The sequence below is a fragment of the Paracoccus gahaiensis genome, from assembly GCF_005048225.1.
Classification (GTDB): domain Bacteria; phylum Pseudomonadota; class Alphaproteobacteria; order Rhodobacterales; family Rhodobacteraceae; genus Paracoccus; species Paracoccus gahaiensis.
The window spans coordinates 1-25,637 of the sequence record NZ_SUNI01000014.1 but is presented as its reverse complement, the minus strand read 5'-3'; the positions used below and the strand labels follow the sequence as shown (position 1 = coordinate 25,637).

Here is a 25,637-nt window from a genome sequence, read left to right as displayed (position 1 = left end):
TCCTATTGCCAGTTGACCGAGATGACGATGCCCAGGATGGCCAGCGTCGGCAGCACGAAGACCAGAAGCGTCAGCCGCGCCCGCAGGCTGCGGTTGAACCCGGTCATCGCCTTGGCCACGAACGCCCGCCGCGCGGCGGCGTTCCCGGCCTGGTCGGGATGGCGGGCATCCCACCGGTTTTCCAGCCGCTCGACCTGCTGCGACCGCACGTAAAGGCGCAGCAGCACATAGAACAGGGCCTGCAGCGCGAACAGGACCAGCCACAGCCGGATCAGTGCCACCTTGAAGCCCCCGCCTTCCCGGCCGCCGCCGCCTTGCATCCCTCGGGCATCGGTCTAGCACGGGGGCCGCGGCGGGGGCCAGATGCCCCGTCGCCCGAAGCCGCAGCCCGGGGCCCTTGCGCAAGGCGCCGGTCCGGCGTCATCTGCGCCCCGGGAAACCGGCCGCCCCCTTCGGGTGTTGCGCCGCAAGGAGACCCGCCATGACCGAACAGAGCGTGCTGAGACTGTCCATCGCGATGACCTTCGCCGTGGCCCTGGCGGGCATCGGCATGGGCATCCTGTCGGGCTCGGCCTCGATCACCTTCGACGGGATCTATGCGCTGACCGACGCGATGATGACGACCGTGGCGCTGCTGGTCTCGACCCTGATCACCTCGCGCCTGTCGGAGCGGCGCCAGGCGCTGCTGGTCCAGCGCTTCACCATGGGCTTCTGGCATCTGGAGCCGATGGTGCTGGGCCTCAGCGGCGTGCTGCTGTCGGGGGCGGCGATCTATGCGCTGGTGACGGCGGTGGGCAGCCTGCTGGCCGGGGGGCGCGATCTGGATTTCGGCCGGGCGATCCTTTACGCCGCGCTGGTGCTGGCCGTGGCCGTCGGCATGGCGATCCACAACCACCGGGCCAACCGCAGGATCAAGTCGGGCTTCGTGGCGCTGGACGTGAAGGGCTGGACGATCTCGGCGGCGCTGACGGGGGCGCTGCTGGCGGCCTTCGTCTTCGGTTGGGCGATCCGGGGCACCCCGCTGGAGCCGCTGTCCCCCTATGTCGACCCGGCGGTGCTGGCGCTGGTCTGTCTGGTGGTGATCCCCCTGCCCGTCCCCACGATCCGGCAGGCTCTGGCCGACATCCTGCTGATCACGCCCCCCGCCATGAAGGCCGAGATCGACCGCATCGCCGAGGCCACCTGCGCCCGCTACGGCTTTCTGGGCCATCGCGCCTATGTCGCCCGCGTGGGCCGGGGCCGCCAGATCGAGTTGTATTTCATCGTCCCCACCGGCTGGCCGCCCATGCATCTGGAGGAATGGGACGCCATCCGCGACGAGATCGGCACCGCCATCGGCGGCGACATCGACCATCGCTGGCTGACCATCGCCTTCACCACCGATCCCGAATGGGCCGATTGACGACGCGCCCCGGCCTCCCCAGATCTGTCTGCACATCGGAAAGGACCCGCCCATGACATTGCCGCTGGACCCCAAGGCCGCCCTGACCGCCGAGCTTGACCGCCTCGCCGCCCGCCAGCTGGCCAGTCGCGGTGTGCTGATGCGCGGGGTCGAGGCGGTGGGCCGCCTGACCGAGGGCGCCGCGACCACCCTTCTGGGCATGTCGCCCATCCAGCTGGAGAAGGTCCTGGAAAGCGCCTTCAAGCAGCTCTACGACCTGTCCGGGCGCAGCGACGGCATCAGCCTCGTGCGCCAGGCACCGCTGATCGCCAATCGCGCGGCGGCGGTGGCCAGCGGGGCGGCGGGGGGCTGGTTCGGGCTGGCGGGGATCGTGCCCGATCTGGTCGCCTCGACCACGGTGATCTTCAACTCGATCCAGAAGGTCGCGCGCCAGCACGGCTTCGACACGACCGACCCGATGGTGCGGCTGGAATGTCTGGCGGTGTTCCAGTTCGGCGAGCCGGGCGAGGATGGAGATGCCGCCGCCAAGTCCTTCCTGGCCAACCGCCTGCTGACCAATGGCCAGACGGTGTCCGCGCTGATCTCGCGCTTCGCCTCGCAATTCGCGGCGCGGCTGACGACCAAGCTGGGCGCGCAGGCGGTGCCGGTGCTGGGTGCGGTCACGGGGGCGGCGATCAACTATGCCTTCGTCGATTACTACGAGGGCGTGGCGCAGATCCATTTCCGCCTGTTGCGGCTGGCCCAGGATCATCCCGATCTGGATATGGACGCCGAATATGCCCAAGCCCTCGCCCGCGCCCGCACCACCCCCCGGGGCCTTGGCGTCCGGATGCGGCGCGCGGTTCAGAAGGGCACGTCGTCGCCCCCGCCCGCCGGCTGAACATAGGCGGCCTTGATGTTCTTGAACCCGGCCTCGAACTGCACGGTCAGGGTTTCCTCGGCAATGCCGATGATCTGGCCCTCGCCGAACTTGGCATGCAGGACCCGGTCGCCCACCGTGAACCGCGAGGCGGGGGCCGCGTCGATGGTGACGGGCGTGCGATGCACCGGCCCGCGCCGGTCCGCCGCCCGCGCCTGCATCCGCTTCCAGCCCGGCGAGTTGTAGACGTCGGCCTTTTGCACCCGCTCCTCCATGCGGGTGCCCCCGGCCATCGCCATCGCCGCCCCATAGCCGCCGCCATAGAGGCCCGGAGGCGTCAGCACCTCGACATGCTCCTCGGGCAGCTCGTCGATGAAGCGCGAGGGCAGCGCACTCTGCCACTGGCCATAAAGGCGCCGGTTGCCCGCGAAGGTGATCGTCGCCAGACGCTCGGCCCGGGTGATGCCGACATAGGCCAGCCGCCGCTCCTCCTCCAACCCCTTGGTGCCCTGCTCGTCCATGGCGCGCTGGTTGGGGAACAGCCCATCCTCCCAGCCCGGCAGGAAGACCACGGGAAATTCCAGTCCCTTGGCGCCGTGCAGGGTCATGATGCTGACCTGCTCGGTCTGTTCGCCATCGTCGCGGTCCATGACAAGCGAGACATGCTCCAGGAAGCCTTGCAGGTTCTCGAATTCCTCCAGCGCCTTGACCAGTTCCTTGAGGTTGTCCAGCCGCCCCGGCGCGTCGGGCGACTTGTCGGTCTGCCACATGGTCGTGTAACCCGATTCGTCCAGCACCCGCTCGGCCAGTTCGACATGGCCCACGCCGTCGCGCACCGCCATGTGAGACCGCCCGATCAGCCCCACGAAATCGCGCAGGTTGGCCAGCCCCTTGCCGCCCAACTGCTTCTCCTCGACCACGATCCGCGCGCCTTCCAGCAGGTTGACGCCGTTCTGCCGGGCCGCATGTTGAATGGTCTGCAACGCCTTGTCGCCCAGGCCCCGCTTGGGAGTGTTCACGATCCGCTCGAAGGCCAGGTCGTCGTCGGGCGACACGACCAGCCGGAAATAGGCCATCGCATCCCGGATCTCCTGCCGCTCGTAGAAGCGCGGGCCCCCGATCACCCGATAGGGCAGCCCGATGGTCATGAAGCGATCCTCGAAGGCCCGCATCTGGTGGCTGGCCCGCACGAGGATGGCGATGTCGTCCAGGCCCACCCGGCCCAGGGCCGCGCGGTGCCCGCCCTGGAACGCCTCGATCTCCTCGCCGATCCAGCGCGCCTCGGCCTCGCTGTCCCAATGCCCGATCAGGCGCACCGGCTCTCCGGGCTCGGCATCGGTCCACAGCGTCTTGCCCAAGCGCCCCTGATTGGCCGCGATCAGCCCCGAGGCCGCCCCCAGGATCTGCGGGGTCGAGCGATAGTTCTGCTCCAGCCGGATCACCTCGGCGCCCGGAAAATCCTTCTCGAAGCGCAGGATGTTGCCCACCTCGGCGCCGCGCCAGCCATAGATCGACTGGTCGTCATCGCCCACGCAGCAGATGTTGCGATGCGCCTGCGCCAGCAGACGCAGCCACATGTATTGCGCCACGTTGGTGTCCTGATACTCGTCGACCAGGATATAGCGGAACCGCTCCTGCCATTGCCGCAGCACATCGGGATGCGCCTGGAACAGCGTCACGCAATGCATCAGCAGATCGCCGAAATCGACCGCGTTCAGCGTCAGCAGCCGGTCCTGATAGGCCGCGTACAGCTTGCCCCCATGCCCGTCGAAGGCCTCGCCCTCGCCGCGCGGCAGGGACCCGGGGCCGATGCAGCGGTTCTTCCAGCCGTCGATCAGATGCGCCAGCTGCCGCGCGGGCCAGCGCTTCTCGTCGATGTTCTCGGCTTGGATCAGCTGCTTCAGCAGCCGGATCTGGTCGTCCGTGTCCAGGATGGTGAAGCTGGGCTTCAGATGCAGCCCGTCCCGTCCGATCATCTCGGCATGGCGGCGCAGGATCTTGACGCTGATCGAATGGAAGGTGCCAAGCCAAGGCATCCCCTCGACCGTATCCCCCAGCAGACGCGCGATCCGGGTCTTCATCTCGCGCGCGGCCTTGTTGGTGAAGGTCACCGCCAGCAATTGCCCCGGCCGCGCCCGGCCCAGCATCAGCAGATGCGCGATCCGCGTGGTCAGCGCCCGGGTCTTGCCGGTCCCGGCGCCCGCCAGCATCAGCACCGGCCCGTCCAGCACCTCGACGGCGGCCCGCTGCGCGGGGTTGAGCCCCTCCAGATAGGGGGCGGGCCGCGCGGCGACGGCGCGCTGCGACAGGGGAACGGCGGTCGGGCGATCAGGGTCGTCGGTCAGGTCCATGCCCCCACCATACCCTTCCCCGGCCCGCAGGGAAAGCCCACCGTTCACCCTCCGTTCTCGCTCCTGCAACGGTCCGCAAATATCCCGCCGGGTGGGCCCGGGAGGGGCGCGCAGCCCCTCCCGGCGGGGGGTGCGGGGGGCCGGCCCCCCGCCGGCGCAGGACGCAAAGGGCCCCTAGACGGTCAACCCCGCAAAGGTGCCGGGATCCAGCGAGGCCTGCGCGAAGGTCGCCCCCCCCGTCAGCAGGCTGACCGCGTCATGCGAGTGCAGCGATTCCCGGTGCGAGGCCACGACGCGGAAATCGCCGATGCGCGGATCGGCGATCAGCTGGGCGGCAAAGGCCCGCACGGCGTCCTCGACGAAAATCGGATGGGCGGCGTTCAATTCGGCAAAGGCCTGCTCGTCCTCGCGCTTGACCATCACCTGCGTCTCGGTGGGCACCGCGCGGCGGCACAGTTCGATCGCATCCTCGAACCACAGCCGGTCAGGCCCCTCCATCACCAGCGAGATCCGCGCGATGGAGCGTTGCGAATGCGGCGTGGCCAGCCGGCCCCGGGTCTGGCGGGCATGTTCGGACAGTTCCAGCGAGCAGGGGCAGGTCGAGGAATAGACGTAATCCAGATGCATGACCCGCAGCCGCGTGCCCGCGGCCTCGATCACCTCCAGCGCGATGTCGTAATATTGCCAGCCCGACAGGCCGGAGCGCAGGCTGTCCACCCGCATCGGATAGGAGAACCGCATCTGGATCCGCGCATCCAGCGCGTCCAGGTCGGTCTTGTAGTCGTCCAGCGCCGCCTCCAGCACGGACAGGCTGAACTGCGTGTCGGAATGGACATAAAAGGACCGCATTATGCGGGACATGTTGATGCCCTTGCGATCGGCCTCCAGGCTGACGGTGCCGGTCACGCTGGTCTCCAGCGTGATCTCGCCGCCGGCGCCCTGGGCATCGTCGCGGGTCAGATAGCGGATCGGCAGCCGGAAGTTCGAGATACCGACATGCTGGATCGCCGCGCGCGCGCCGACGATCAGGCTGGCCGGGCCGTTCTGCAGGTCGGGCAGCCCGTCCTTGTAGGCCGGATCGACGCGAAAGCCCGCGTCGTAATCGCGGGCCAGCGCGGGATAGGCGGGGGTCAGGGGGCGGATCTCGGTCATGGGGCCTCCGGGACGGACTGGGCCCATATAGGGCCTGCGACGGCCTTTGTCAGCCCGTCGCAGGCAGGATGCGATGCCCGGCCCGGATCAGCCCTCCAGCGCGGCCTGCAGGTCCGCAGTCAGGTCGCGCACATCCTCCAGCCCCACCGACAGGCGCAGCAGCCCCGGGGTGATGCCCAGGGTGGCCCGGTCCTCGTCCGACAGGCGCGAATGGGTGGTGGTCGCGGGGTGGACCGCGATGGATTTCGCATCGCCCAGATTGTTCGAGATGGCGATGATCCGCAGCCGGTCCAGCACGGCGAAGGCCGCCTCCTTGCCGCCCGCGACCTCCATCGCGATCATCGTCCCGCCCGAGCCCATCTGCGCCATCGCCAGATCGTGCTGGGCATGATCGGCCAGACCCGGATAGATCACCCGCTCCAGACGCGGATGGCCCTGCAGAGCGGTGGCGATCTGCGCCGCCGTCCCGGCCTGGGCGCGCACGCGCAGGTCCATCGTCTGCAGCCCGTTCAGCATGATCCAGGCGTGGAACGGGCTGATCGCCCCGCCGGTATGCTTCAGATAGGGCTCGGCCACCTCGCGCACGAAATGCTTGGTGCCGCAGATGACCCCCGCCAGGGCGCGCCCGCCGCCGTCGATATGCTTGGTCGCGGAATAGACGACCACGTCGGCCCCCTGCTCGACCGCCTTGGAGAAGACCGGGGTGGCGAAGACGTTGTCCACCACCACGGTCGCGCCTGCCGCATGGGCCAGATCCGCCACGGCGCGGATGTCGATCACCTCCAGCGTCGGGTTCGAGATGCTCTCGAAGAACACCGCCCGGGTGCCCGGCGTGATGGCAGCCGCCCATTGCTCCAGATCGGTGCCGTCGACATAGCTGACCTTGACGCCGAAGCGCACCAGCAGGTCCAGCACATAGAGGCACGATCCGAACAGCGCCTGCGCCGCCACCACATGATCGCCAGGCTTGCACATGGCGAACATCGCGCCGTTGACGGCGGCCATGCCGCTGGCGGTGGCGAAGGCGTCCTCGGTCCCCTCCAGCGCGGCGATGCGGTCCTCGAACATGCGGCTGGTCGGGTTGCCGTAGCGGGCATAGATGAACTCGTCCGGGCCGGTGCCCTGGAACCGCGCCTCGGCCGAGGCGGCATCGGGATAGACGAAGCCCTGCGTCAGGAAGATCGCCTCGGCCATCTCGCCATACTGGCTGCGGCGGGTGCCGTAATGGACGGCCTGGGTGCGGGGATGAAGGGTCTTGTCGGACGAAACGCTCATGCGGGCTGCCTTTCCGTTGTCCCGAAAAGGCCTACTGCCCGCCGGGCCGCTTCGCAAGTCCCACCCCGTCGCGGCGACAATCGTGCCAGATCAGCGCCCCTTTTGTCGGCCAGCCGACAAATTGCATGATATGAAAGAAAAACTCTTGATTTCAAGGTGATAATATCTGCACCTACCCAAAAGAACAGTTGGATTTGCATCATCATAAGAGTTAAATCGTTAACGAGATCGAGAGGCTTTGCTTCCGGTCCAACGTGAAACGATCAGTGCTTTTTTGTCCTAACCGCATGTTGCGGAGTGTAAATCAAGACCATGCCCAACCGGATCCTGCGGCCTGGCTTGCTGCGTACCGATTTGACTTGTTAATCATTGACCGGATCCGAAATCAGGCCGGGGGCGGCGCGCCTGTCGCCCCTGGCCGGCTGTCGTCATCGGGTTTCGCCGTGGACACACCCTGCCCGCCGCATCCGAAACCCCGACCCAGATGACCGGGCCGAGGCCGCACTGGCCCCGGCCCTTTGGCGTCGCTAGAGATAGTCGCCGCGCTGCAGCCCGTATTTCGCCATCTTCTCGTTCAGCGTCCGGCGCGGCAGGCACAGCTCTTCCATGACGCTGGCGATGCTGCCCCGGTGGCGGCGCATGGTGTTGTCGATCAGCATCTTCTCGAAGCTCTCCACATATTCCTTGAGCGGCTTGCCCTCGGTCGTGGTGGCCTGCTGGTTGTCGTCGCCATCCGCCATCAGCAGCGAGGCGATCGAGCCCGAGCCGCGCCGGTTCTGCAGCACGGCACGTTCGGCCACGTTGATCAGCTGGCGGATATTGCCGGGCCAGGGGGCCTGCAGCAGCTGGGCGGCCTCCTGCGCGCTGACCTGCGGCGGCTCGCAGCCGTATTCCTCGCTGAACTGCTCGGTCATGCGGGTGAACAGCGCCAGGATGTCCTCGCCCCGCGCGCGCAGCGGCGGCAGGGTGATCTTGAGCGCGGAGAGGCGATAGAACAGGTCGGGACGCAGCGAATCTTCGGCCCGGCGCCCCTCGCCCCGCGCATTCGAGATGGCGATGATCCGCGTCTCGGCAGGCGCCCCCTGCTCGCTGATGAAGGCCAGCAGGCGGGCCTGCAGCGCCTCGGACAGCGCCTCTATATCCTCAAGGCACAGCGTGCCCGCCCGCGCCTCCTCGACCGCCGGAAGCCCCTCCTCCAGCGGGCCGAACAGGCGCGCGGCCAGCGCCTCGTCGTTATAGGCGGCGCAGGACACGGGCACGAACTTCTTCGAGGCGCGCGGCCCCACGGCATGCAGCGCATGGGCCACCAGCGTCTTGCCGGTGCCCGTCTCGCCGTCGATCAGCACATGGCCGTCGGCTTGGCCCAGATCCAGGATGTCCTCGCGCAGCCGGTCCATGACCGGGCTGGCGCCGATCAGCTTGGACATGACCTGCTGGCCCTCGGACAGGTCGCGGCGCAGCGCGCGGTTGTCCAGGGTCATGCGCCGGGCCTGCGTGGCCTTCTTGGCCAGCTGGGTCATGCGGTCGGGGTTGAAGGGCTTTTCCATGAAGTCCATGGCGCCAAGCCGCATCGCCTCGACCGCCATGGGCACGTCGCCATGGCCGGTGATCATGATGACGGGCAGGCTGCTGTCCAGCCCCATCAGGCGCTTGAGGAAGGCCATCCCGTCCATGCCCGGCATGCGGATGTCGCTGACCACCACGCCGGGCCAGTCCGCGCCGATGACCTTCAGCGCGTCTTCGGCGCTGGCAAAGGTCTCGGTCTCGAAGCCCGACAGGACCAGCCACTGGCTGATCGATTCGCGCATGTCCGGTTCGTCATCCACGATGGCGATCTTCAGCTTGCGGGACATTCCCTGTTCCTCTCGTTTTGCATCATTCGGCGGCCAGCGCCTGACGGGGCTGGCCGGGGACGTGCAGCGGCAGCTCCACCCGGAAGACGGCGCCGCCTGTGGTTTCGTTATGGGCGGTCAGGCGGCCTCCGAAATCCGCCATGATCGTGGACGAGATCGCCAGCCCCAGCCCCGTGCCCTCGCCGGGCTTCTTGGTTGTCCAGAAGGGTTCAAACAGCTTTTCCAGGTCCGAGACACCCGGTCCGTTATCGCGCACGGACACATAGGCGTGAGCCCCGGCCTCGACGCTGATCTCGATCGTGCCCTCGCGCCGGTCCTTGACCGCATCGACGGCGTTGCGCAGCAGGTTGATCAGCACCTGCTCCAGCCGGATGCGGTCGGCCATGACCATCACCCGCTCGCGCGGGACCTGGCGCACCACGCGGATCGGCCGCGTGCGCAGCTGCGGCTCCATCATGGTCAGCGCGCTGCTGACGGCGGCGCGCAGATCGACGGGCTCGACCGCCTCGCCGCCCTTCCGGGCATAGGATTTCAGCTGCCGGGTGATCGCCCCCATCCGATCGATCAGATCGTCGATGCGCTGGAAGCTGGACAGCGCCTCCTCGGGGCGGCCGCGCTGCAGCAGCAGGCGCGCGCCCGCCAGATAGGTCTTCATCGCCGCCAGCGGCTGGTTCAGCTCGTGGCTGACGCCCGCCGACATCTCGCCCAGGGCCGCCAGTTTCGAGGATTGCTGCATGGTCTGCTCGGCCACGCGCAATTCCTTCTGCACGCGCTCGCGTTCCGCGATCTCGCGCGTCAGCCGGGCGTTCAGGGCGCGCAGGTCCGCCGATTCGCGCATATAGGCCTGGCTCTGGATCCGCGCGCGACGCGACAGCACCCAGAACGCGCCCGCCAGCAGGATCGCGAACCCCATGATCTGCAGGGCCAGGATCGCGTTCACGCGCTCGCGCACCGAGGAATAGGCGGTGAAGCTGATCATCCGCCAGCCCCGGAAGGGCACCCGCGCCTCGGACTGCATGACCGCGCGGCCCTGCACATAGGCGTCGGCGGGGCTGGAGGTCCAGTCGGCCGTCACTTGGAAGGCCCGCCGGATCGCCGAGGGCGCGTCGCGCACCGCCAGCGCCTCGGGCAGGGTCAGGCCGCGCCAGCGCGGCTCGGTCGACAGGATGATGACCCCCTCGCTGTCGGTGACCGCCACCGCATCCGAGATGCCCGCCCAGGACCGCTCCAGCCGCGTCAGGTCCGCGCCCACGACGATGACGCCAAGCGTCCGCCCCTCCGAGACGACTGCCCGCGAATAGGCGAATTCGTGGATGCCCGAGGCCAGTTCGGACACGGTGAAGACCGTGTCGCGCGACCGCAGCGCCTCGACATATTGGGGGGCGGCCACGCTGTTGGTGCCGATCTGATAGCGGTCGGTGGCCCCCACGACCCGCCCCGACGCGTCCAGAAGCCGGATCGAGGCCGCGCCGATTTCCTTCTGCGCCGCCATCAGCCGGGCCGAGGTGGTCGAGAAGTCGTTGCCGTTCAGCGCCCCGATCAGCGCCGGATCGCGCGCCAGCAGCAGGGGCACGACCGAGTTGCGCTGCAACTCGGACATCAGGTTGCCGCTGTAGAGCGCCAGCCGCAACTCGGACCGCACCCGGGTGTTTTCCGAGAAGCGGTCGGTCAGCCAGGCATTGGTGGTCCAGATGGTCCCGAGGGCGGCCAGGAAGATCAGCCCGATGGTGGCGCGCAGCCACCAGGGATTGACCAGTCGCGGCCCCCGGCGGCGCTGGCGTTCGGCACTGTCCTCGATGTCGTCGTCAGTGGTCACGCACCGGTCCGCCCTGCAAGATCCGATCAGGCAATCTAGGGCGAAGTGACGTCCGGCTCAAGTCAGGCATGCGCCAGGGTCGAGACGACGCCCTCGAACAGCGCCAGCCCGTCGGTTCCGCCGGTCGCCGGGTCTGCGGCCCGCTCGGGATGGGGCATCATGCCCAGCACGCGCCGGTTCTCGGACAGGATGCCCGCGATATCGCCGACCGAGCCGTTGATCCCCGGCCCGTAGGTGAAGGCGATGCGGTCCTGATCGCGCAAAGCCGCCAGCCCCTCGGGGGCGATCTGGTAGTTGCCGTCATGATGCGCCACGGGCACCGCGATCTGCTGGCCCGCCGCATAGCCGGAGGTGAAGGCGCTGTCCGCCGTCACGACCCGCAGCGTGGCGGGCTTGCAGAGGAAGGTCAGGCCCGAGTTGCGCATCAGCGCGCCGGGCAGCAGCCCCAGCTCGGTCAGCACCTGGAACCCGTTGCAGATGCCCAGCACATAGCCGCCCCGCGCCGCATGGTCCCTCAGGGCGCCGGCGATCGGCGACTGCGCCGCGATCGCGCCACAGCGCAGGTAGTCGCCGAAGGAGAACCCGCCCGGCACACCCACGAGGTCAGTCCCTTCGGGCAGCGCGCTGTCCTTGTGCCAGACGTGCGTGACCTGCGCGCCCGCCCGCTCCAGCGCGACGGCAAGGTCGCGGTCGCAATTCGATCCGGGAAACGTGACGACGGCGGCTTTCATCGCGGGACTCCTGCACACGGGGATGGCCTGCCCTTAGCGCAGCTTGGCCGGCAAAGAAAGGGGGGCCAGCCCCCCATCGCCTTGCGGCGATCCCCCCGGGATATTTCAGCCAAGATGAAAGGCACGCGGATTTCATCTTGGCTGAAATATCCCCGCCGGAGGCAAAAAGGCCGGGCGTTTGCCCGGCCTTCGTGGTCTTGATGCGCTTCAGTTCAGCGCCTTGTTCAGATATTGGTCGACCTTCTCCAGATAGCCCATCGTGGTCAGCCATTTCTGGTCCGGCCCGACCAGCAGCGCGAGGTCCTTGGTCATGTGGCCATCCTCGACCGCCTGCACGGTGACCTTTTCCAGCGTCTCCGCGAACTTCAGCAGTTCGGCATTGTCGTCCAGCTTGGCGCGGTGCTTCAGGCCCCCCGTCCAGGCAAAGATCGACGCGATCGAGTTCGTCGAGGTCGCATTGCCCTTCTGGTGCTCGCGATAGTGGCGGGTCACGGTGCCATGCGCGGCCTCGGATTCCACGATCTTCCCATCCGGCGTCATCAGCACCGAGGTCATCAGTCCCAGAGAGCCGAAGCCCTGCGCGACGGTATCCGACTGCACGTCGCCGTCGTAGTTCTTGCAGGCCCAGACATAGCCGCCCGACCATTTCATCGCGCTGGCGACCATGTCGTCGATCAGGCGGTGTTCGTAGGTGATGCCGGCCTTCTTGAACTGATCCTCGAACTCGGCCTCGTAGACCTCGGCGAACAGGTCCTTGAAACGCCCGTCATAGGCCTTGAGGATGGTGTTCTTGGTCGACAGATAGACCGGGTAGCCGCGCGACAGCCCGTAGTTCAGCGACGCGCGGGCGAAATCGCGGATCGAATCGTCTAGGTTGTACATTGCCATCGCCACACCCGAGGACGGCGCGTCGAAGACCTCGTGCTCAATCGTCTCGCCGTCGTCGCCCACGAAGCGGATCGTCAGCTTGCCCTTGCCGGGGAAGCGGAAATCGGTGGCCTTGTACTGGTCGCCGAAGGCATGGCGACCGACGATGATCGGCTGCGTCCAGCCCGGCACCAGCCGCGGCACGTTCTTGCAGATGATCGGCTCGCGGAAGATCACGCCGCCCAGGATGTTGCGGATCGTGCCGTTGGGCGAGCGCCACATCTTCTTCAGACCGAATTCCTCGACGCGCTGCTCGTCGGGGGTGATCGTGGCGCATTTCACGCCCACGCCATAGCGCTTGATCGCCTCGGCGGCATCCACGGTGATCTGGTCATCGGTGCGGTCCCGCTCTTCGATGCCCAGATCGTAATATTTCAGATCGATGTCCAGATAGGGCAGGATCAGCTTCTGCTTGATGAAGTCCCAGATGATCCGCGTCATCTCGTCGCCGTCGAGTTCGACGACGGGGTTTGCGACCTTGATCTTCGACATGGGGGCCCCTTTGGCATTGGTTTCGGTTGCCCCGTTCATAGCCTGAACGAGGCCCGTTGAAAAGACGGTATGCGATTGTATGCCAAACCGGGTGGCGCGATCACGCGGCGGCGAAATGCGCCCGCAGTCCGGCCTGCAGCCAGTCCCACAGGGCCGGGGATCCGGCGGCGACCCAAGGCTCGACACGCGCCTCGATCTGCGGCAGGGTCACGTCGTACTCGACCCAGCCCGCCCCGCCACCGCGCAGGTTCTGCACGGCGGGCTGGCAGCGGTCCAGCGCCTTGGCGAAGATCGCATCCGGAGTCTCCACCGCCTCGAACTCCTGCCACAACGCCAGCAGCCCGGCCCCCTGCGCCTCGGGCAGCAGGCCGAACAGCCGCCGCGCCGCGGCGGCCTCTGCCGCACGCACCGCCTCCGAGCCATGCGCCTGCCCGCCCGCAGAATGCAGCGGCACGTCGCCCACGTCGATCTCGACCAGATCATGGATCAGCAGCATGCGGATCACCCGACCGACATCCACGCCCGGCGCCGCCAGCCCGCCCAGGACCAGCGCATAGAGCGCCAGATGCCAGCTGTGCTCGGCACTGTTCTCGCGCCGGCTGCCATCGAGCAGGATCGAGGCGCGGCTGACCGACTTCAGCCGGTCCGCTTCGGCCAGAAAGGCCAATTGCCCGGCCAGATCACCGAGCTCCGGCGGGTGGCCGTCCAGCAGGGCCCGCACGGCAGAGGCGACCTCGGGCCATTCCCCGGCCATCCGCGCCGCCCGGCCATGCTGCAGATTGTCCCGCACGATGGTCACGTGATCGGGCAAGGGAACGGCGGCCTGCAGCACCTGGAAGATCGGCTGGACGTGATCCATCCGCTTGGCCACCCGCGCGCAGGCATCGGCCTGCGCCTCGAAATCCTGCCACAGGCGCGCCAGACGCGCGCCATTGGGCGCCAGACCGAAGATCCTCCGCGCGGCCTGCGCCTCGGCCAAGGCCAGGGCGGGGGCGTCGTGATCCAGATGGATCGGCTGGTCGCCGGTGTCGATCTCGACCAGATCATGCAGCAGGATCATCGCGATGGCCCGGTCCGAGGCCCCGAAAACCAGCGCATACAGCGCCACGTGCCAGCTGTGCTCGGCGCTGTTCTCGGGCCGCGACAGGTCCATCAGGACATTCGCCCGCGCGACCGATTTCAGCCGGTCCGCCTCGCACAGAAAGGCCATCGCCCCGTCCAGCATGCCTGCCCCTTCATCTTGGCGGAAATATCCCGGGGTCCGGGGCAGAGCCCCGGCTTGTTCCCCCTCAGCGCGAGGTCTCGGTCAGGCGCTTCCTGACATAGCCTTGCACCAGATCGATCATCGGCTTCATGTGAGTCTCGTCGTCGCGGAAGAAATGGTCCGCGCCCTCGATTTCCTCATGGGTGACCGTGATGCCCTTCTGCTCGCGCAGCTTGCCCACCAGCGTATGCGTGTCCTTCGGAGGCGCCACGCGATCGGCGGTGCCGTTCACGATCAGCCCCGAGGAGGGGCAGGGCGCCAGGAAGCTGAAATCATACATGTTGGCCGGAGGGGCCACGCTGATGAAGCCGGTGATCTCGGGGCGGCGCATCAGCAGCTGCATCCCGATCCAGGCGCCGAAGCTGAAGCCCGCCACCCAGCAATGCTTCGAATTCGGGTTCATCGCCTGCAGGTAATCCAGCGCCGAGGCGGCATCCGACAGCTCGCCGATGCCCTGGTCGAACTCGCCCTGGCTGCGGCCCACGCCGCGGAAGTTGAACCGCATCACGGTGAACCCCATGCGGTGGAACGCATAGTGCAGGTTGTACACGACGCGGTTGTTCATCGTGCCGCCGAACTGCGGATGGGGATGCAGCACGATGGCGATGGGGGCGTCGGGCTTGCCGGGCTGGGGATGGTAACGGCCTTCAAGACGGCCCTCGGGGCCGGGGAAAATCAGCTCGGGCATGGTCGTCCTTCACGGGGCTTGCGCGCGGAATGTGCGGGTTTCTTGACGCCTGTCCGCGCGGCTTCTAGAGGGTATATGGGCAGCGGGCGCATCTCTGGCAAGAAACATGTCGGGCCGGGCATAGCGCGCGACGACGCCGCCCGTCAATGCAGGCTGCCCGCCTGCGGTCGAAACGGGGGAAATCGCGCCATGAAACTGTCCACGAAGGGACGCTACGCCATCATCGCGCTGGTTGACCTGGCCATCGCGAAGGGCGACGACCTGACCTCTCTGGCGCAGATCTCGGTCCGCCAGGACATCTCGCTGCCCTATCTCGAGCAGCTCTTCGTGCGCCTGCGCCGCGCCGGGCTGGTGGCCTCGGTGCGCGGACCGGGCGGCGGCTACCGGCTGGCCCGCACGCCCGAGACAATCCGCGTCGCGGAAATCCTCGAGGCCGTGGACGAGACGGTCAGCGCCATGCATATCGGCGCCGGCGCCTCGGGCGGGATCTCGGGATCGCGGGCGCAGACGCTGTCGAACCGGCTGTGGGAAAGCCTGTCGGCGCATGTCTATGTCTTCCTGCACAACCACACGCTGGCCGACGTGGCCAAGAACCAGCTGCTGCCCTGCCCGGCCTTGCCCAAGATCCTCAACGTCGTCGACGACTGACGGCACACCCGGCCCCGGGCGCCAAGACCCCGGCAATCAGCGCCCTGATTCCTCTCAGCGCGCCGCCTCGGGAATGGGCAGGGCGCTGGTCGCCTTGATCTCCTCCATCGACAGCAGGGCGGTGACGTTGTGGATCTTCACCTCGGCGATCAGCGACTGATAGAAGCGGTCATAGGCGCGCGCATTCCGCACCTGCACCTTCAGAATATAGTCGATGTCGCCCGCCAGCCGATGCGCCTCGACCACCTCGGGGCGGTCACGCAGCGCCTTGAGGAACCGCGCCGCCCAGTCCTTGTCATGCTCGCTGGTGCGGATCAGCACGAAGAAGCACGCCTCCAGCCCCAGGGCCTCGGGGTCCAGGATCGCCACCTGACGGCGGATCACCCCCGCCTCGCGCAGCTTGCGGATCCGGTTCCAGACCGGGGTCTTGGAGGCCCCCACCCGGTCCGCGATCTGGTCCAGCGACAGGCTGGCATCCTGCTGCAGCAGGGACAGGATCTTGCGGTCCACCTCGTCCAGGCGGACAGGCGTTTGCCCCGGCCCCGCATCGGGGGAAATCGGTTCCTGCATCATACGCTCCTTGGCTCGTCCTTCCTTATTTCGCCCGGGCACTGTCGCGAATCCAGAAGGAAATTCTATATAGAGGTCAGAAATCACGAGGTTCCCGTCATGAGCAAAGCCTTCACCCCCACGGCAGCCCACCCCGGCGTCATCACCGGCAACGACCTGCGCGAAGGCTTCAACGTCTGGATGTGCGACGACGGCTGGACCCCCGACCCCCTGCGCGCCACGATCTTCGAGGACGAGGCCATCGCCGATCTGGCCCTGCTGGAGGCGATCGGTCAGGCCGATCGCGTCGTCGGCCCCTATCTGGTCGAGGCGAAGCGCGGCCCCGACGGCCCCCTGCCCGTCCATTTCCGCGAGGAATTCCGGCAGCGCGGCCCCTCCAACTATTTCCATGGTCTCCAGGCCGACCGGATCTCCGGGGCCCAGAAAACGGAAAGCACCCATGTTTGATATTCGCCCCGTCGAAGCCGATTACGTCCGCCATCGCGCCGCCGAGTTCCGCGCCCAGGTCGCCCGCCGTCTGGATGGCAGCCTGACCGAGGACGAGTTCAAGCCGCTGCGCCTGATGAACGGCGTCTATCTGCAGCTGCATGCCTACATGCTGCGGGTGGCCATTCCCTATGGCACGATCAGCCCCGACCAGATGCGCACGCTCGCCCATCTGGCCGAGAAGTGGGACAAGGGTTACGGGCACTGGACCACCCGCCAGAACATCCAGTTCAACTGGCCCAAGCTGGTGGACATCCCCGACATGCTGGACGCGCTGGCCGAGGTTGGCATGCATGCCATCCAGACCAGCGGCAACACGATCCGCAACACCACGACCGACGCCTTCGCCGGGGCGGCCGCCGACGAGCTGGTCGATCCGCGCCCCTATGCGGAACTGCTGCGCAGCTGGTCGACCGACCATGCGGAATTCCAGTTCCTGCCGCGCAAGTTCAAGATCGCCATCTCGGGCGGCAAGAAGGACCGTGCCGTCATCGCTGCCCATGACATCGGGCTGCGCCTGACCGAGCAGGACGGCAAGACCGGCTTCGAGGTCTGGATCGGCGGCGGCCTGGGCCGCACGCCGATGCTGGGTAAGGTCGTGCGCGACTTCCTGCCCGAAGAGGACCTGCTGCCCTATATCGAGGCGATTCTTGCGACCTACAACCTCTCGGGGCGCCGCGACAACAAGTACAAGGCTCGCGTCAAGATCACCGTCCACGAGCGCGGCATCGACGTGATGCGCGCCGAGATCGAGGAAGAATTCCACGCCCGCCGCCGCGCCTTCAACGGCGCCGACCGCGAGGCGCTGGCGATCTTTCAGGACCGGTTCCGCGCGCCCTCGTTCCGCAACGCCCCGGTGGACGGCTTCGAGGCCGAGAGCGCCGCCAATGCCGCCTTCCGCAGCTGGTCGGACACGAACCTGCACCCGCACAAGGTCGAGGGCTATGCCAGCGTCGTGGTGACCTTCAAGGCGCCGGGCCAGACGCCGGGCGATGCGAGCGCCGATCAGATGCGCCTGCTGGCCGATCTGGCGGAACGCTACGGCCATCACGACCTGCGCGTCATGCATGACCAGAACGTCGCCTTCCCGCATGTCCACAAGTCCGACCTGCCCGCGCTCTACGCGGCGCTGCGCGAGGCCGGGCTGGCCACCGCCAATGCCGGACTGACCAGCGACATCATCGCCTGCCCCGGCATGGATTACTGCGCGCTGGCCACCGCCCGGTCCATCCCCATTGCCGAGGAGATCGCCGACCATTTCCGCGCCCTCGGGCTGGAGGAAGAGATCGGCAATCTCAACATCCGCATCTCGGGCTGCATCAATGCCTGCGGGCACCACCATCTGGGCCATATCGGCATCCTGGGCCTGGATCGCGCCGGTGTCGAGAACTATCAGATCACCCTTGGCGGCGATGCCTATGACATCCCGGCCATCGGCGAGCGCGCCGGCGCGGGCTTTCCCGCCGAAGAGGTGGTGCCTGCCATCGACCGCCTGCTGCGCGCCTATCTCGAGGTCCGCGACGACGCGTCCGAACGCTTCATCGACGCCTATCGCCGGCTTGGTCCCGCGCCCTTCAAGGCCGCGCTCTATCCGGCCCCGGCCCATGCTTGACGGCAATCTCGACACGCGGGCGGGGCGGCTGAACGACCGCTATCGCCATCACGCGGCGATCGAGGTCCTGCGCCGCGCCGTCACCGACCCCGATCTGGGGCGGGTGGCGCTGGTGTCGTCCTTCGGCGCCGAATCGGTGGTGCTGCTGCATATGGTCAGTGTCGTGGCCCCGGGCCTGCCGGTGCTGTTCATCGACACGCAGATGCTGTTCCCCGAGACGCTGGCCTATCAGCGCGACGTGGCGCGGCGGCTGGCGCTGACCAATGTGCAGACCATCACCGCCACTGACGCCGAGATCGCCGCCAACGATCCCGACGGGACGCTCAACCAGACGAATCCCGACGCCTGCTGCGACTTTCGCAAGACGGTGCCGCTGGAGCGCGTGCTGTCGGGCTATGACGCCTGGATCACCGGGCGCAAGCGCTTCCAGAACGGCCAGCGCGCGGCGCTGGAGTTCTTCGAGCCCGAACCGCCCGCCCGGCTGCGCGTGAACCCCCTGGCCCATTGGCGCCCCGAGGACGTGCAGGATTACATGATCGAGAACCGCCTGCCCCGGCATCCGCTGGTGGCGCAGGGCTATCCCTCGATCGGCTGCGCGCCCTGCACCTCTCCGGTGGCTGCGGGCGAGGATCCTCGCTCGGGGCGCTGGCGCGGGCAGGCCAAATCCGAATGCGGCATCCATTTCATCGGCGGACGCATGGTCCGCAAGCAGGTATCGGCATGAACGAACAGTTGAACAGCGAACCCGTCCTGGCCCGCGACGACGGCTTCCACCCCGTCACCGAGGCGCCCGCGGTCACCCTGTCCCCCGACACCGGGCTGGAAGAGCTAGCGGCCCATCTGGACCTGCCGCTGGTGGCCATCGACTTTCCGTCCTTCAACGACGGACGCGGGTTCTCCCTCGCCCGGCGGATGCGGGAACTGGGCTATCAGGGCCGGTTGCGCGCCACCGGGCGCCTGATCGCGGATCAATATGCCATGGCCCGCCGCGTGGGCTTCGACGAGGTCGAGGTCGCCCCCGACATCGCCGCCCGCCAGCCCGAGGATCAGTGGCGCGCTCGCGCCGACTGGAAGGCCTGGGACCATCGGGCGCATCTGGCCGGCTGAGGCGACCCTTTCGCCCGCCTGCCCCATCGACTAGAAGACTGAAGGAATTCCCAATGACGCTGGATCTGCCCGTGACCGAGGCCGCCAAAGTGACCGTCCCCGACGCCCAGACCGTGACCTCGGTCACGAAATGGACCGACAGCCTGTTCTCGTTCCGCGTGACCCGGCCCGCCAGCCTGCGGTTCCGCTCGGGCGAGTTCGTGATGATCGGCCTGCCCGGCGACAACGGCAAGCCGCTGCTGCGCGCCTATTCCATCGCCTCGCCCAACTGGGATGACGAGCTGGAATTCTATTCCATCATCGTGCCCGACGGCCCGCTGACCTCGCGGCTGCAGCACATCAAGCCGGGCGACCAGATCATCCTGCGCCCCAAGCCCGTGGGCACGCTGGTCCTGGACGCGCTGCTGCCCGGCAAGCGGCTGTGGTTCCTGGCCACCGGCACCGGCATCGCGCCCTTCGCCTCGCTGATGCGCGATCCCGAGACCTACGAACGGTATGAACAAGTCATCATGATGCACACCTGCCGCACCGGCGAGGAGCTGGTCTATGGCGCCGAACTGGTGAACAACCTGCGCCACGATCCGCTGCTGGGCGAGCTTTACGGCGAGGATTTCGCCAGCCGCCTGAAATACTATCCGACGACGACGCGCGAGCCTTCGCCCTTCATGGGGCGGATCACCGACAACCTCACCTCGGGCAAGGTGCTGACCGATCTGGGCCTGCCGCCGATCTCTCCCGAGACGGACCGCGCGATGATCTGCGGCAGCCTGGCCTTCAACGTCGACGTCAAGGCGGTGCTGGAGGGCTTCGGCCTGCACGAGGGCGCCAATTCCGAGCCGCGCGAATTCGTGGTCGAGAAGGCCTTCGTCGGCGAAGGCCTCTAGACGACCCCGTCCGGACGGACCATGAAGGCCGCGCCCCGTCCTGGGGCGTGGCCTTTTGTCTGCGCGGGCCCGCCCATCACGCGATGGTCACGGCAAGTTTGGGAACCCTTGGCGCAAGCTCCTGTTAAGCCTCCAAAGACGGATTCCCCAGGAGGAACTTCATGCGCCGGATCATCCATAATACGACCGCCCTTGCGGCCTGCCTGTCGCTCATGGCCCCGCATATGTCCATGGCACAGGCGCGCCTGCCCGAGGCGGGCCTCCAGGGTGCCGCCGGGCTGGTTCTGGCCCAGGCCGAAACCGCGCCTGAAACCGCCCCCGAGGGCGAGGCGCCGCCCCCCGCCGAGACCGAGACCGCGGACGAGACGACCGACGAGACCGCCGACGAGGCCCCTGCGGAGGATGCCGCAGGCGAGACGGCCCCCGAGGCTGACGCCGATACGCCCGCAGAAGAGGCGCCCGCAGAGGAAGCCCCTGCCGAGGAAGCCCCTGCCGAGGCCGAGCCGGCGCCGGTCGCCGAACCGGAGGCGGCCCCCGCGCCCGTCGAACCCGAGCCCGCCGAACCCGAGCCCGCGCCTGCCGAGCCCGAGGCACCCGCCGAGGCCCCGGCAGAAGAACCCGCCGCCGAGGCCCCGGCCGAACCCGAAGCGCCTGTCGAAACCGAGGTGCCCGCCGCCGAGGCGGAAACCCCGGACGCGCCCGAGGCGCCTGCCGACGTGCCGCCGGTCCCGCGCCCCGGGGCCGTGACGACGCCCACGCCCGATCCTCGGCCCGAGACGCCGGAGGGCACCGCGCCCGAACCCCGGCCCGAGGCCCAGGCCGACACGGCCCCTGCCCCCGCGCCCGATCGCGCATCCGAGACTCGGCCCACCCCGGCCCCGGCAGGTCGCGGCGCCGCGGAGGACACCCCGGCCGAAGACGCCCCGGCAGAGGACGCCCCGGCAGAGGACGCCCCGGAGGCTGCGCCGACCCCGGAGGCTCCTGCCAGCCAGGCCCCTGCCCGCAATCCGCAACGCGCGCAGCCCGAGGCCGGCCCCGACGAGGCCGCCGCGCCCGTCGAGGATGCCACGGGGCTGGAAGCCCTGACCGAAGCCCTGCGGGCCGGGTCGGACGCGGAAGCTGCCCCCGAAGCCTCTGCAGATGCCGTCCCCGAGGCCGACACGGCGGCGCCCGAGGCGGTCGCGGAGGCCGATGCGGCCCTGCCGGCCACGGGGGCGCTGACGATCGGAACGGGCGGTGTGCAGGCCGAGCGGGCGGGCAACCTGCCCGGCCTGGCGAATGTGCTGAACGAGGAAGTCGCGGCGGGCCTCGAGACCTCGCAGCTGACCTGCCTGTCGGGTGGCAGCTTTCCCTGCGCCGATGGCGACCGCGCCATGACTCCGCGCGGCGTCGTGGTCGAGCCCAATGGCTCGGGCGCCCTGCGTCTGGCGCCCGCCGGCGCGCAGATGTACCGCGTCAGCGACGGCCAGATGGTCCCGCGCGCCGCCGAAGAGGATGCGCCCGAGACCGAAGCCTCGCGCGAGGCGGCCCAAGGCAGCACGCCCTCGACGGCAGCGGCCCTGAATGCCGAGGAAGGCGCGGGCGAGGTGACTGAACAGCAGGTGACCGAGGACAGCGCCCGGTCGTCGACCGAGGATTTCGCGACCAACCTGCGCGATGCCTTGGCCGGGGCGACCGGCCAGCAGCCCGAGGCGCGCGAGGAGGACGATGACGACAACACCCTGCGCAACGCTCTGCTGCTGGGTCTGGGCGCCGTTGCGGTCGGCAGCTATCTGAACAACAACCGTCAGGTGGCCCTGTCCGCCCCGGACCGGGTGGTCGTCACCCGCGCCGATGGCAGCCAGGAGGTCATCAAGGACGAGGTCGCCTTGCTGCGCCAGCCCGGCGCGACCGTGGCGACCGAGAACTTCGACGACGGCTCGTCGCGCACCATCGTGACGCGCGAGGATGGCAGCCGGGTGGTCACCATCCGCGACGCCAACCTGCAGGTGCTGCGCCGCACGCTGGTCTCGGCCGATGGCACGACGACGCAGCTGATCGACGACACGACCGACGTCCAGCCCGTCGATGTGGGCCAGCTGCCCGCCGCCGCTCCCGTCCAGACCGGCACCGCGCCGCTGAACGAGGACGAGTTGCGCGCCGCCCTGCAGCGCGAATCGAACGTCGGTCGTCGCTTCACCCTGTCCCAGATCCGCAACATCGCCGAGGTGCGGGCTTTGGTGGCGCCGGTGAACATCAACGGCATCACCTTCGATACCGGATCCGCCGCGATCCGTCCCGAGCAGGCGCAGGAGCTGCAAGGTCTGGGCCGGGTGATCCAGGAACAGATCGCCGCCAATCCGCGCGAGATCTTCATGATCGAAGGGCACACCGACACGGTCGGCTCGGACGCAGCCAATTTGGCCCTCTCCGACCGCCGGGCCGAGACCGTGGCGCTGGCGCTGACCGAGTATTTCGACGTGGCGCCGGAAAATCTGGTCACCCAGGGCTATGGCGAGCAGTTCCTGCGCATCCGGGCCGAGGGTGACATCCGCGAGAACCGCCGCGCCTCGGTGCGCCGGATCACCGAACTGCTGGCGCAATAAGTCCAGCCCGATCCCTAAAAAGGCCCCGGCATCGCGCCGGGGCCTTTTTGCGTCAGGCGCCCCCCTCGGGATCGTCGGCGATCAGGAAGCCGCCCGACTGGCGCTGCCAGAGGCGGGCATAGAGGCCCCCGGCGGCCAGCAGTTCGCCATGGCTGCCCTCTTCGATGATGCGGCCGCGATCCATCACCACCAGCCGGTCCATCACGGCGATGGTGGACAGGCGATGCGCGATGGCGATGACCGTCTTGCCCTGCATCAGCGCCTCCAGCCGGGACTGGATCGCGGCCTCGACCTCGCTGTCCAAGGCGCTGGTCGCCTCGTCCAGGATCAGGATCGGCGCATCCTTCAGCGCCACCCGGGCGATGGCGATACGCTGGCGCTGGCCACCCGACAGCTTGACGCCGCGCTCACCCACATGCGCCTCCAGCCCCCGCCGCCCGGCACTGTCGGACAGGTCGGGCACGAAGCCATCCGCCTCGGCCATCCTCAGGGCGTCCCGGATCTGCGCCTCGGTCGCGTCGGGGCGGCCATAGGCGATGTTGTCACGGACCGAGCGGTGCAGAAGCGAGCTGTCCTGCGTCACCACCCCGATCGCCGCGCGCAGGCTGTCCTGCGTCACCGCGCGGATGTCCTGCCCGTCGATGGTGATGCGCCCCTCGTCGATGTCGTGAAAGCGCAGCAGCAGGTTGATCAGCGTGGATTTCCCCGCCCCCGACCGGCCCACCAGACCGACCCGCTCGCCCGGGCGCAGATGCAGGGTCAGATCGTCCAGCACCGCCATCGCCGGCGCCCCCGGCGCGCCCTGATAGCGGAAGGTCACCCGATCGAACCGGATCGCGGCCGGCCCGGGCTGCAGCGGGACTGCATCGGGGGCATCGCGCACCTCGCGCGGCAGGGCCAGCGAGGTGATGCCGTCGCGCACGGTGCCGATATTCTCGAACAGCGCCGCGAATTCCCACATGATCCAATGCGACATGTTGTTCAGCCGCAAGGCCAGCGGCACGGCGACGGCCACCGCGCCGACCGCCACCCGGTCCTCGGACCACAGCCACAGTCCCAGACCCGCGACCGCCGCGACCAGCCAGACGTTGAGCAGGTTCAGCAGGATGTCCTGCAGGGCCGACAGCCGCATCTGACGATGCACCGTGCGCAGGAAGCGGTCCATCCCGTCATGCATCCAGCGCTCCTCGCGGTCGGAATGCGAGAACAGCTTGACCGTCGCGATATTGGTATAGCTGTCGACGATGCGCCCGGTCATGGCGCTGCGCGCATCGGCCTGCGCCTCGGCCACCCGCCCGAGGCGCGGCACGATATGCCACAGAAGCGCGCCATAGGCCGCGGCCCACAGCAGGAAAGGCACCGCCAGCCGCCAGTCCTGCGTCGCCGCCAGCACCATCGCCCCCAGGAAGTAGATCAGCACATAGCTGCCCACATCCATGATCTTCATCGCGACCTCGCGCACGGCCAGCGCGGTCTGCATCAGGCGTTGCGCGATGCGGCCCGCGAATTCGTCCTGGAAATAGCCGACCGACTGGCGCAGCAGCCAGCGATGCGCCTGCCAGCGGATGCGCTGCGGGAAGTTGCCCATCAGCGACTGGTGCATGATCATCGAGCTGACCAGGTTCAACAGCGGCATCGCCACCAGCAGGACAAGCGCCATCATCGCGATGCGCCCACCCTCCTGCGCCCAGAAGACCTCGCGCGGGGTGTCGGCCAGGCGGTCGATCAGCTCGCCCAGCCAGCCGAACAGCATGACCTCGATCAGCGCAATCAGCCCCGAGCCAATGGCCAGCAACACCAGCCAGGGCATCGAGCCGCGGCTGTAATGGATCACGAAGCGCCACAGACCCGGCGGCGGCATCACCGGCGGCTGATCGGGATAGGGGTCGATGCGTCGTTCGAACCAGGCAAACATGGTCCAGCCTTTCGGAGATGCAGCTGCGGCGCCAGTGCTGTGGGGCCGGGCGGGTCTTGTCAAGGCGCGGCCGCCAGGAAGCGCCGGTCACGGTCGCTTGATCGCGGCGCGCATTTCGGAACAGGGGCCCGGCAGGATCGTTTGGGGACAAGATCACGAACCGAAAGGCACGGACATGAACATCGACAATCTCAAGGACCTCTATATCGACCAGCTGAAGGACCTCTATTCGGCCTGCAAGCAATCGATGCCGATCGTCACCGAGATGGGCCGCGCCGCCCATTCGCGCGAACTGGCCGAGGCGCTGATCGCCGGCAACGAGGGCATCGGCCGCGGCATGGAATCGCTGGCCAAGCTGTGCAACGACCATGGCGAGGATCCCACGGGCGAGCATTGCAAGGGCATGGAGGGTCTGGTGACCGAGGCCAAGAAGCATGCGATCGACGCCAAGTTCGGCGACGATGACGTGCGCGACGCAGCGATCATCACCCAGTACCAGCGCCTGACCCATTACGCGATCGCGGGCTATGGCTGCGTGCGCAGCTTCGCCAATCGCCTCGGTCTGGACGGCGACGGGGCCGTGCTGCAGGAATGCCTGGACAGCACGCGCCATGGCGACGTCCACATGACGAAGATCGCCGAAGGCGGCGTGAACAAGGCCGCAGCCGAGGCCTGATCCGAATAGGATCTGCCACGCGACAGATTGAGTGGACAGACAGAAGCGCCCGGCAGGTTGATCCTGCCGGGCGTTTTCATGCCTGCACGAGATATGTCCTTGCGCGGCGGACCGGTCCCGACAGCGGCATTCTCTGCCACGTTAGCTTGTGCCCCCCCCCCCGCAAACCGAAGGGGCCGCCCTTTCGGACGGCCCCTGTCGTGGGTTCATGTGGCCCTGCCCTTTCGGGCGCGGATCACTTGATGATCTTGGAGACCACGCCGGCGCCGACGGTGCGGCCGCCTTCGCGGATGGCGAAGCGCAGCTTCTCTTCCATCGCGATCGGGGCGATCAGCTCGACCTCG

General features: G+C 68.2%; 23 protein-coding genes. 10 read left to right on the top strand and 13 right to left on the bottom strand.

Annotated features, from left to right (window positions below; genetic code table 11):
• Nucleotides 1-2: 2 nt before the first annotated feature.
• Nucleotides 3-281, bottom strand: coding sequence for a hypothetical protein (locus FA743_RS13775; RefSeq protein ID WP_136886683.1), 279 nt, complete (start codon nt 279-281; stop codon nt 3-5).
• Between the two features lie 200 nt (nt 282-481).
• Here FA743_RS13775 and FA743_RS13770 point away from each other — a divergent pair, with 200 nt between their 5' ends.
• Together FA743_RS13770 and FA743_RS13765 are read left to right on the top strand one after the other, a co-directional pair.
• On the top strand, nt 482-1,402 hold the full coding sequence (locus tag FA743_RS13770) for a cation diffusion facilitator family transporter (RefSeq protein WP_136886682.1): 921 nt from the start codon (nt 482-484) through the stop codon (nt 1,400-1,402).
• 52 nt (nt 1,403-1,454) lie between these two features.
• Entirely contained in the window at nt 1,455-2,282 is an 828-nt protein-coding gene (locus FA743_RS13765; RefSeq protein WP_136886681.1) for an EcsC family protein, read from the top strand.
• Here FA743_RS13765 and FA743_RS13760 read toward each other — a convergent pair.
• The 9 genes from FA743_RS13760 to FA743_RS13720 form a co-directional block, all read right to left on the bottom strand.
• The gene (locus FA743_RS13760) at nt 2,246-4,612 is read right to left on the bottom strand and encodes an ATP-dependent helicase (RefSeq protein WP_136886680.1); all 2,367 of its coding nucleotides are present in this window, start codon (nt 4,610-4,612) and stop codon (nt 2,246-2,248) included. The two genes, FA743_RS13765 and FA743_RS13760, sit on opposite strands and share 37 nt — an antisense overlap.
• Before the next feature lie 174 nt (nt 4,613-4,786).
• Nucleotides 4,787-5,764 carry a GTP cyclohydrolase FolE2 gene (gene folE2, locus FA743_RS13755; RefSeq protein ID WP_136886679.1) on the bottom strand — a complete coding sequence of 326 codons (978 nt, stop codon included), beginning with the start codon at nt 5,762-5,764 and terminating at the stop codon, nt 4,787-4,789.
• 87 nt (nt 5,765-5,851) lie between these two features.
• Nucleotides 5,852-7,039 (bottom strand): O-succinylhomoserine sulfhydrylase, encoded by a 1,188-nt coding sequence (gene metZ / locus FA743_RS13750; protein ID WP_136886678.1) that lies wholly within the window; start codon nt 7,037-7,039, stop codon nt 5,852-5,854.
• A 527-nt stretch (nt 7,040-7,566) separates the two neighbouring features.
• The gene (locus FA743_RS13745; RefSeq protein WP_136886677.1) at nt 7,567-8,892 is read right to left on the bottom strand and encodes a sigma-54-dependent transcriptional regulator; all 1,326 of its coding nucleotides are present in this window, start codon (nt 8,890-8,892) and stop codon (nt 7,567-7,569) included.
• A gap of 22 nt (nt 8,893-8,914) precedes the next feature.
• Nucleotides 8,915-10,690, bottom strand: a complete 1,776-nt coding sequence (locus tag FA743_RS13740; protein WP_136886767.1) for a sensor histidine kinase — start codon at nt 10,688-10,690, stop codon at nt 8,915-8,917.
• Nucleotides 10,691-10,770: 80 nt separating this feature from the next.
• Complete coding sequence (gene purQ / locus FA743_RS13735; RefSeq protein ID WP_136886676.1) at nt 10,771-11,439, bottom strand: phosphoribosylformylglycinamidine synthase subunit PurQ; 669 nt, start codon at nt 11,437-11,439, stop codon at nt 10,771-10,773.
• A 207-nt stretch (nt 11,440-11,646) separates the two neighbouring features.
• Complete coding sequence (locus FA743_RS13730; RefSeq protein WP_136886675.1) at nt 11,647-12,858, bottom strand: NADP-dependent isocitrate dehydrogenase; 1,212 nt, start codon at nt 12,856-12,858, stop codon at nt 11,647-11,649.
• A 100-nt stretch (nt 12,859-12,958) separates the two neighbouring features.
• Nucleotides 12,959-14,083, bottom strand: a complete 1,125-nt coding sequence (locus tag FA743_RS13725; RefSeq protein WP_246054966.1) for an HD domain-containing protein — start codon at nt 14,081-14,083, stop codon at nt 12,959-12,961.
• Between the two features lie 64 nt (nt 14,084-14,147).
• Entirely contained in the window at nt 14,148-14,810 is a 663-nt protein-coding gene (locus FA743_RS13720) for an alpha/beta hydrolase (RefSeq protein ID WP_135312084.1), read from the bottom strand.
• Nucleotides 14,811-14,999: 189 nt separating this feature from the next.
• On the opposite strand from FA743_RS13720, the gene iscR reads away from it, so the two are divergent.
• Nucleotides 15,000-15,458, top strand: coding sequence for a Fe-S cluster assembly transcriptional regulator IscR (iscR, locus tag FA743_RS13715; RefSeq protein ID WP_135312083.1), 459 nt, complete (start codon nt 15,000-15,002; stop codon nt 15,456-15,458).
• Nucleotides 15,459-15,512: 54 nt separating this feature from the next.
• On the opposite strand, the gene FA743_RS13710 is transcribed toward iscR, so the two are convergent.
• A complete protein-coding gene (locus tag FA743_RS13710; RefSeq protein WP_136886674.1) occupies nt 15,513-16,028 on the bottom strand; it encodes an Lrp/AsnC family transcriptional regulator in 516 nt (171 codons plus the stop codon).
• 99 nt (nt 16,029-16,127) lie between these two features.
• On the opposite strand from FA743_RS13710, the gene FA743_RS13705 reads away from it, so the two are divergent.
• The 6 genes from FA743_RS13705 to FA743_RS20805 all read left to right on the top strand — a co-directional run bounded on the left by FA743_RS13705 (nt 16,128) and on the right by FA743_RS20805 (nt 22,702).
• The gene (locus FA743_RS13705; RefSeq protein ID WP_136886673.1) at nt 16,128-16,475 is read left to right on the top strand and encodes a DUF2849 domain-containing protein; all 348 of its coding nucleotides are present in this window, start codon (nt 16,128-16,130) and stop codon (nt 16,473-16,475) included.
• Nucleotides 16,468-18,126, top strand: coding sequence for a nitrite/sulfite reductase (locus FA743_RS13700; protein ID WP_136886672.1), 1,659 nt, complete (start codon nt 16,468-16,470; stop codon nt 18,124-18,126). The genes FA743_RS13705 and FA743_RS13700 overlap by 8 nt, the downstream gene beginning before the upstream one ends.
• On the top strand, nt 18,119-18,850 hold the full coding sequence (locus tag FA743_RS13695) for a phosphoadenylyl-sulfate reductase (RefSeq protein WP_136886671.1): 732 nt from the start codon (nt 18,119-18,121) through the stop codon (nt 18,848-18,850). The genes FA743_RS13700 and FA743_RS13695 overlap by 8 nt, the downstream gene beginning before the upstream one ends.
• Nucleotides 18,847-19,233, top strand: a complete 387-nt coding sequence (locus FA743_RS13690; protein WP_136886670.1) for a DUF934 domain-containing protein — start codon at nt 18,847-18,849, stop codon at nt 19,231-19,233. The genes FA743_RS13695 and FA743_RS13690 overlap by 4 nt, the downstream gene beginning before the upstream one ends.
• A 53-nt stretch (nt 19,234-19,286) precedes the next feature.
• Nucleotides 19,287-20,117: a ferredoxin--NADP reductase gene (locus FA743_RS13685; RefSeq protein ID WP_136886669.1), complete on the top strand. Its 831-nt coding sequence runs from the start codon at nt 19,287-19,289 to the stop codon at nt 20,115-20,117.
• A 161-nt stretch (nt 20,118-20,278) separates the two neighbouring features.
• Nucleotides 20,279-22,702 carry an OmpA family protein gene (locus FA743_RS20805; protein ID WP_281281783.1) on the top strand — a complete coding sequence of 808 codons (2,424 nt, stop codon included), beginning with the start codon at nt 20,279-20,281 and terminating at the stop codon, nt 22,700-22,702.
• 52 nt (nt 22,703-22,754) lie between these two features.
• Here FA743_RS20805 and FA743_RS13675 read toward each other — a convergent pair whose 3' ends face one another.
• Nucleotides 22,755-24,617, bottom strand: coding sequence for an ABC transporter ATP-binding protein (locus FA743_RS13675; RefSeq protein ID WP_136886668.1), 1,863 nt, complete (start codon nt 24,615-24,617; stop codon nt 22,755-22,757).
• A gap of 175 nt (nt 24,618-24,792) precedes the next feature.
• On the opposite strand from FA743_RS13675, the gene FA743_RS13670 reads away from it, so the two are divergent.
• Nucleotides 24,793-25,293, top strand: a complete 501-nt coding sequence (locus FA743_RS13670) for a ferritin-like domain-containing protein (RefSeq protein ID WP_136886667.1) — start codon at nt 24,793-24,795, stop codon at nt 25,291-25,293.
• A 235-nt stretch (nt 25,294-25,528) separates the two neighbouring features.
• Here the strand turns inward: FA743_RS13670 and FA743_RS13665 are convergent.
• The coding region (locus FA743_RS13665) for an EF-Tu C-terminal domain-related protein (protein WP_136886666.1) at nt 25,529-25,637 on the bottom strand (109 nt) is incomplete at its 5' end.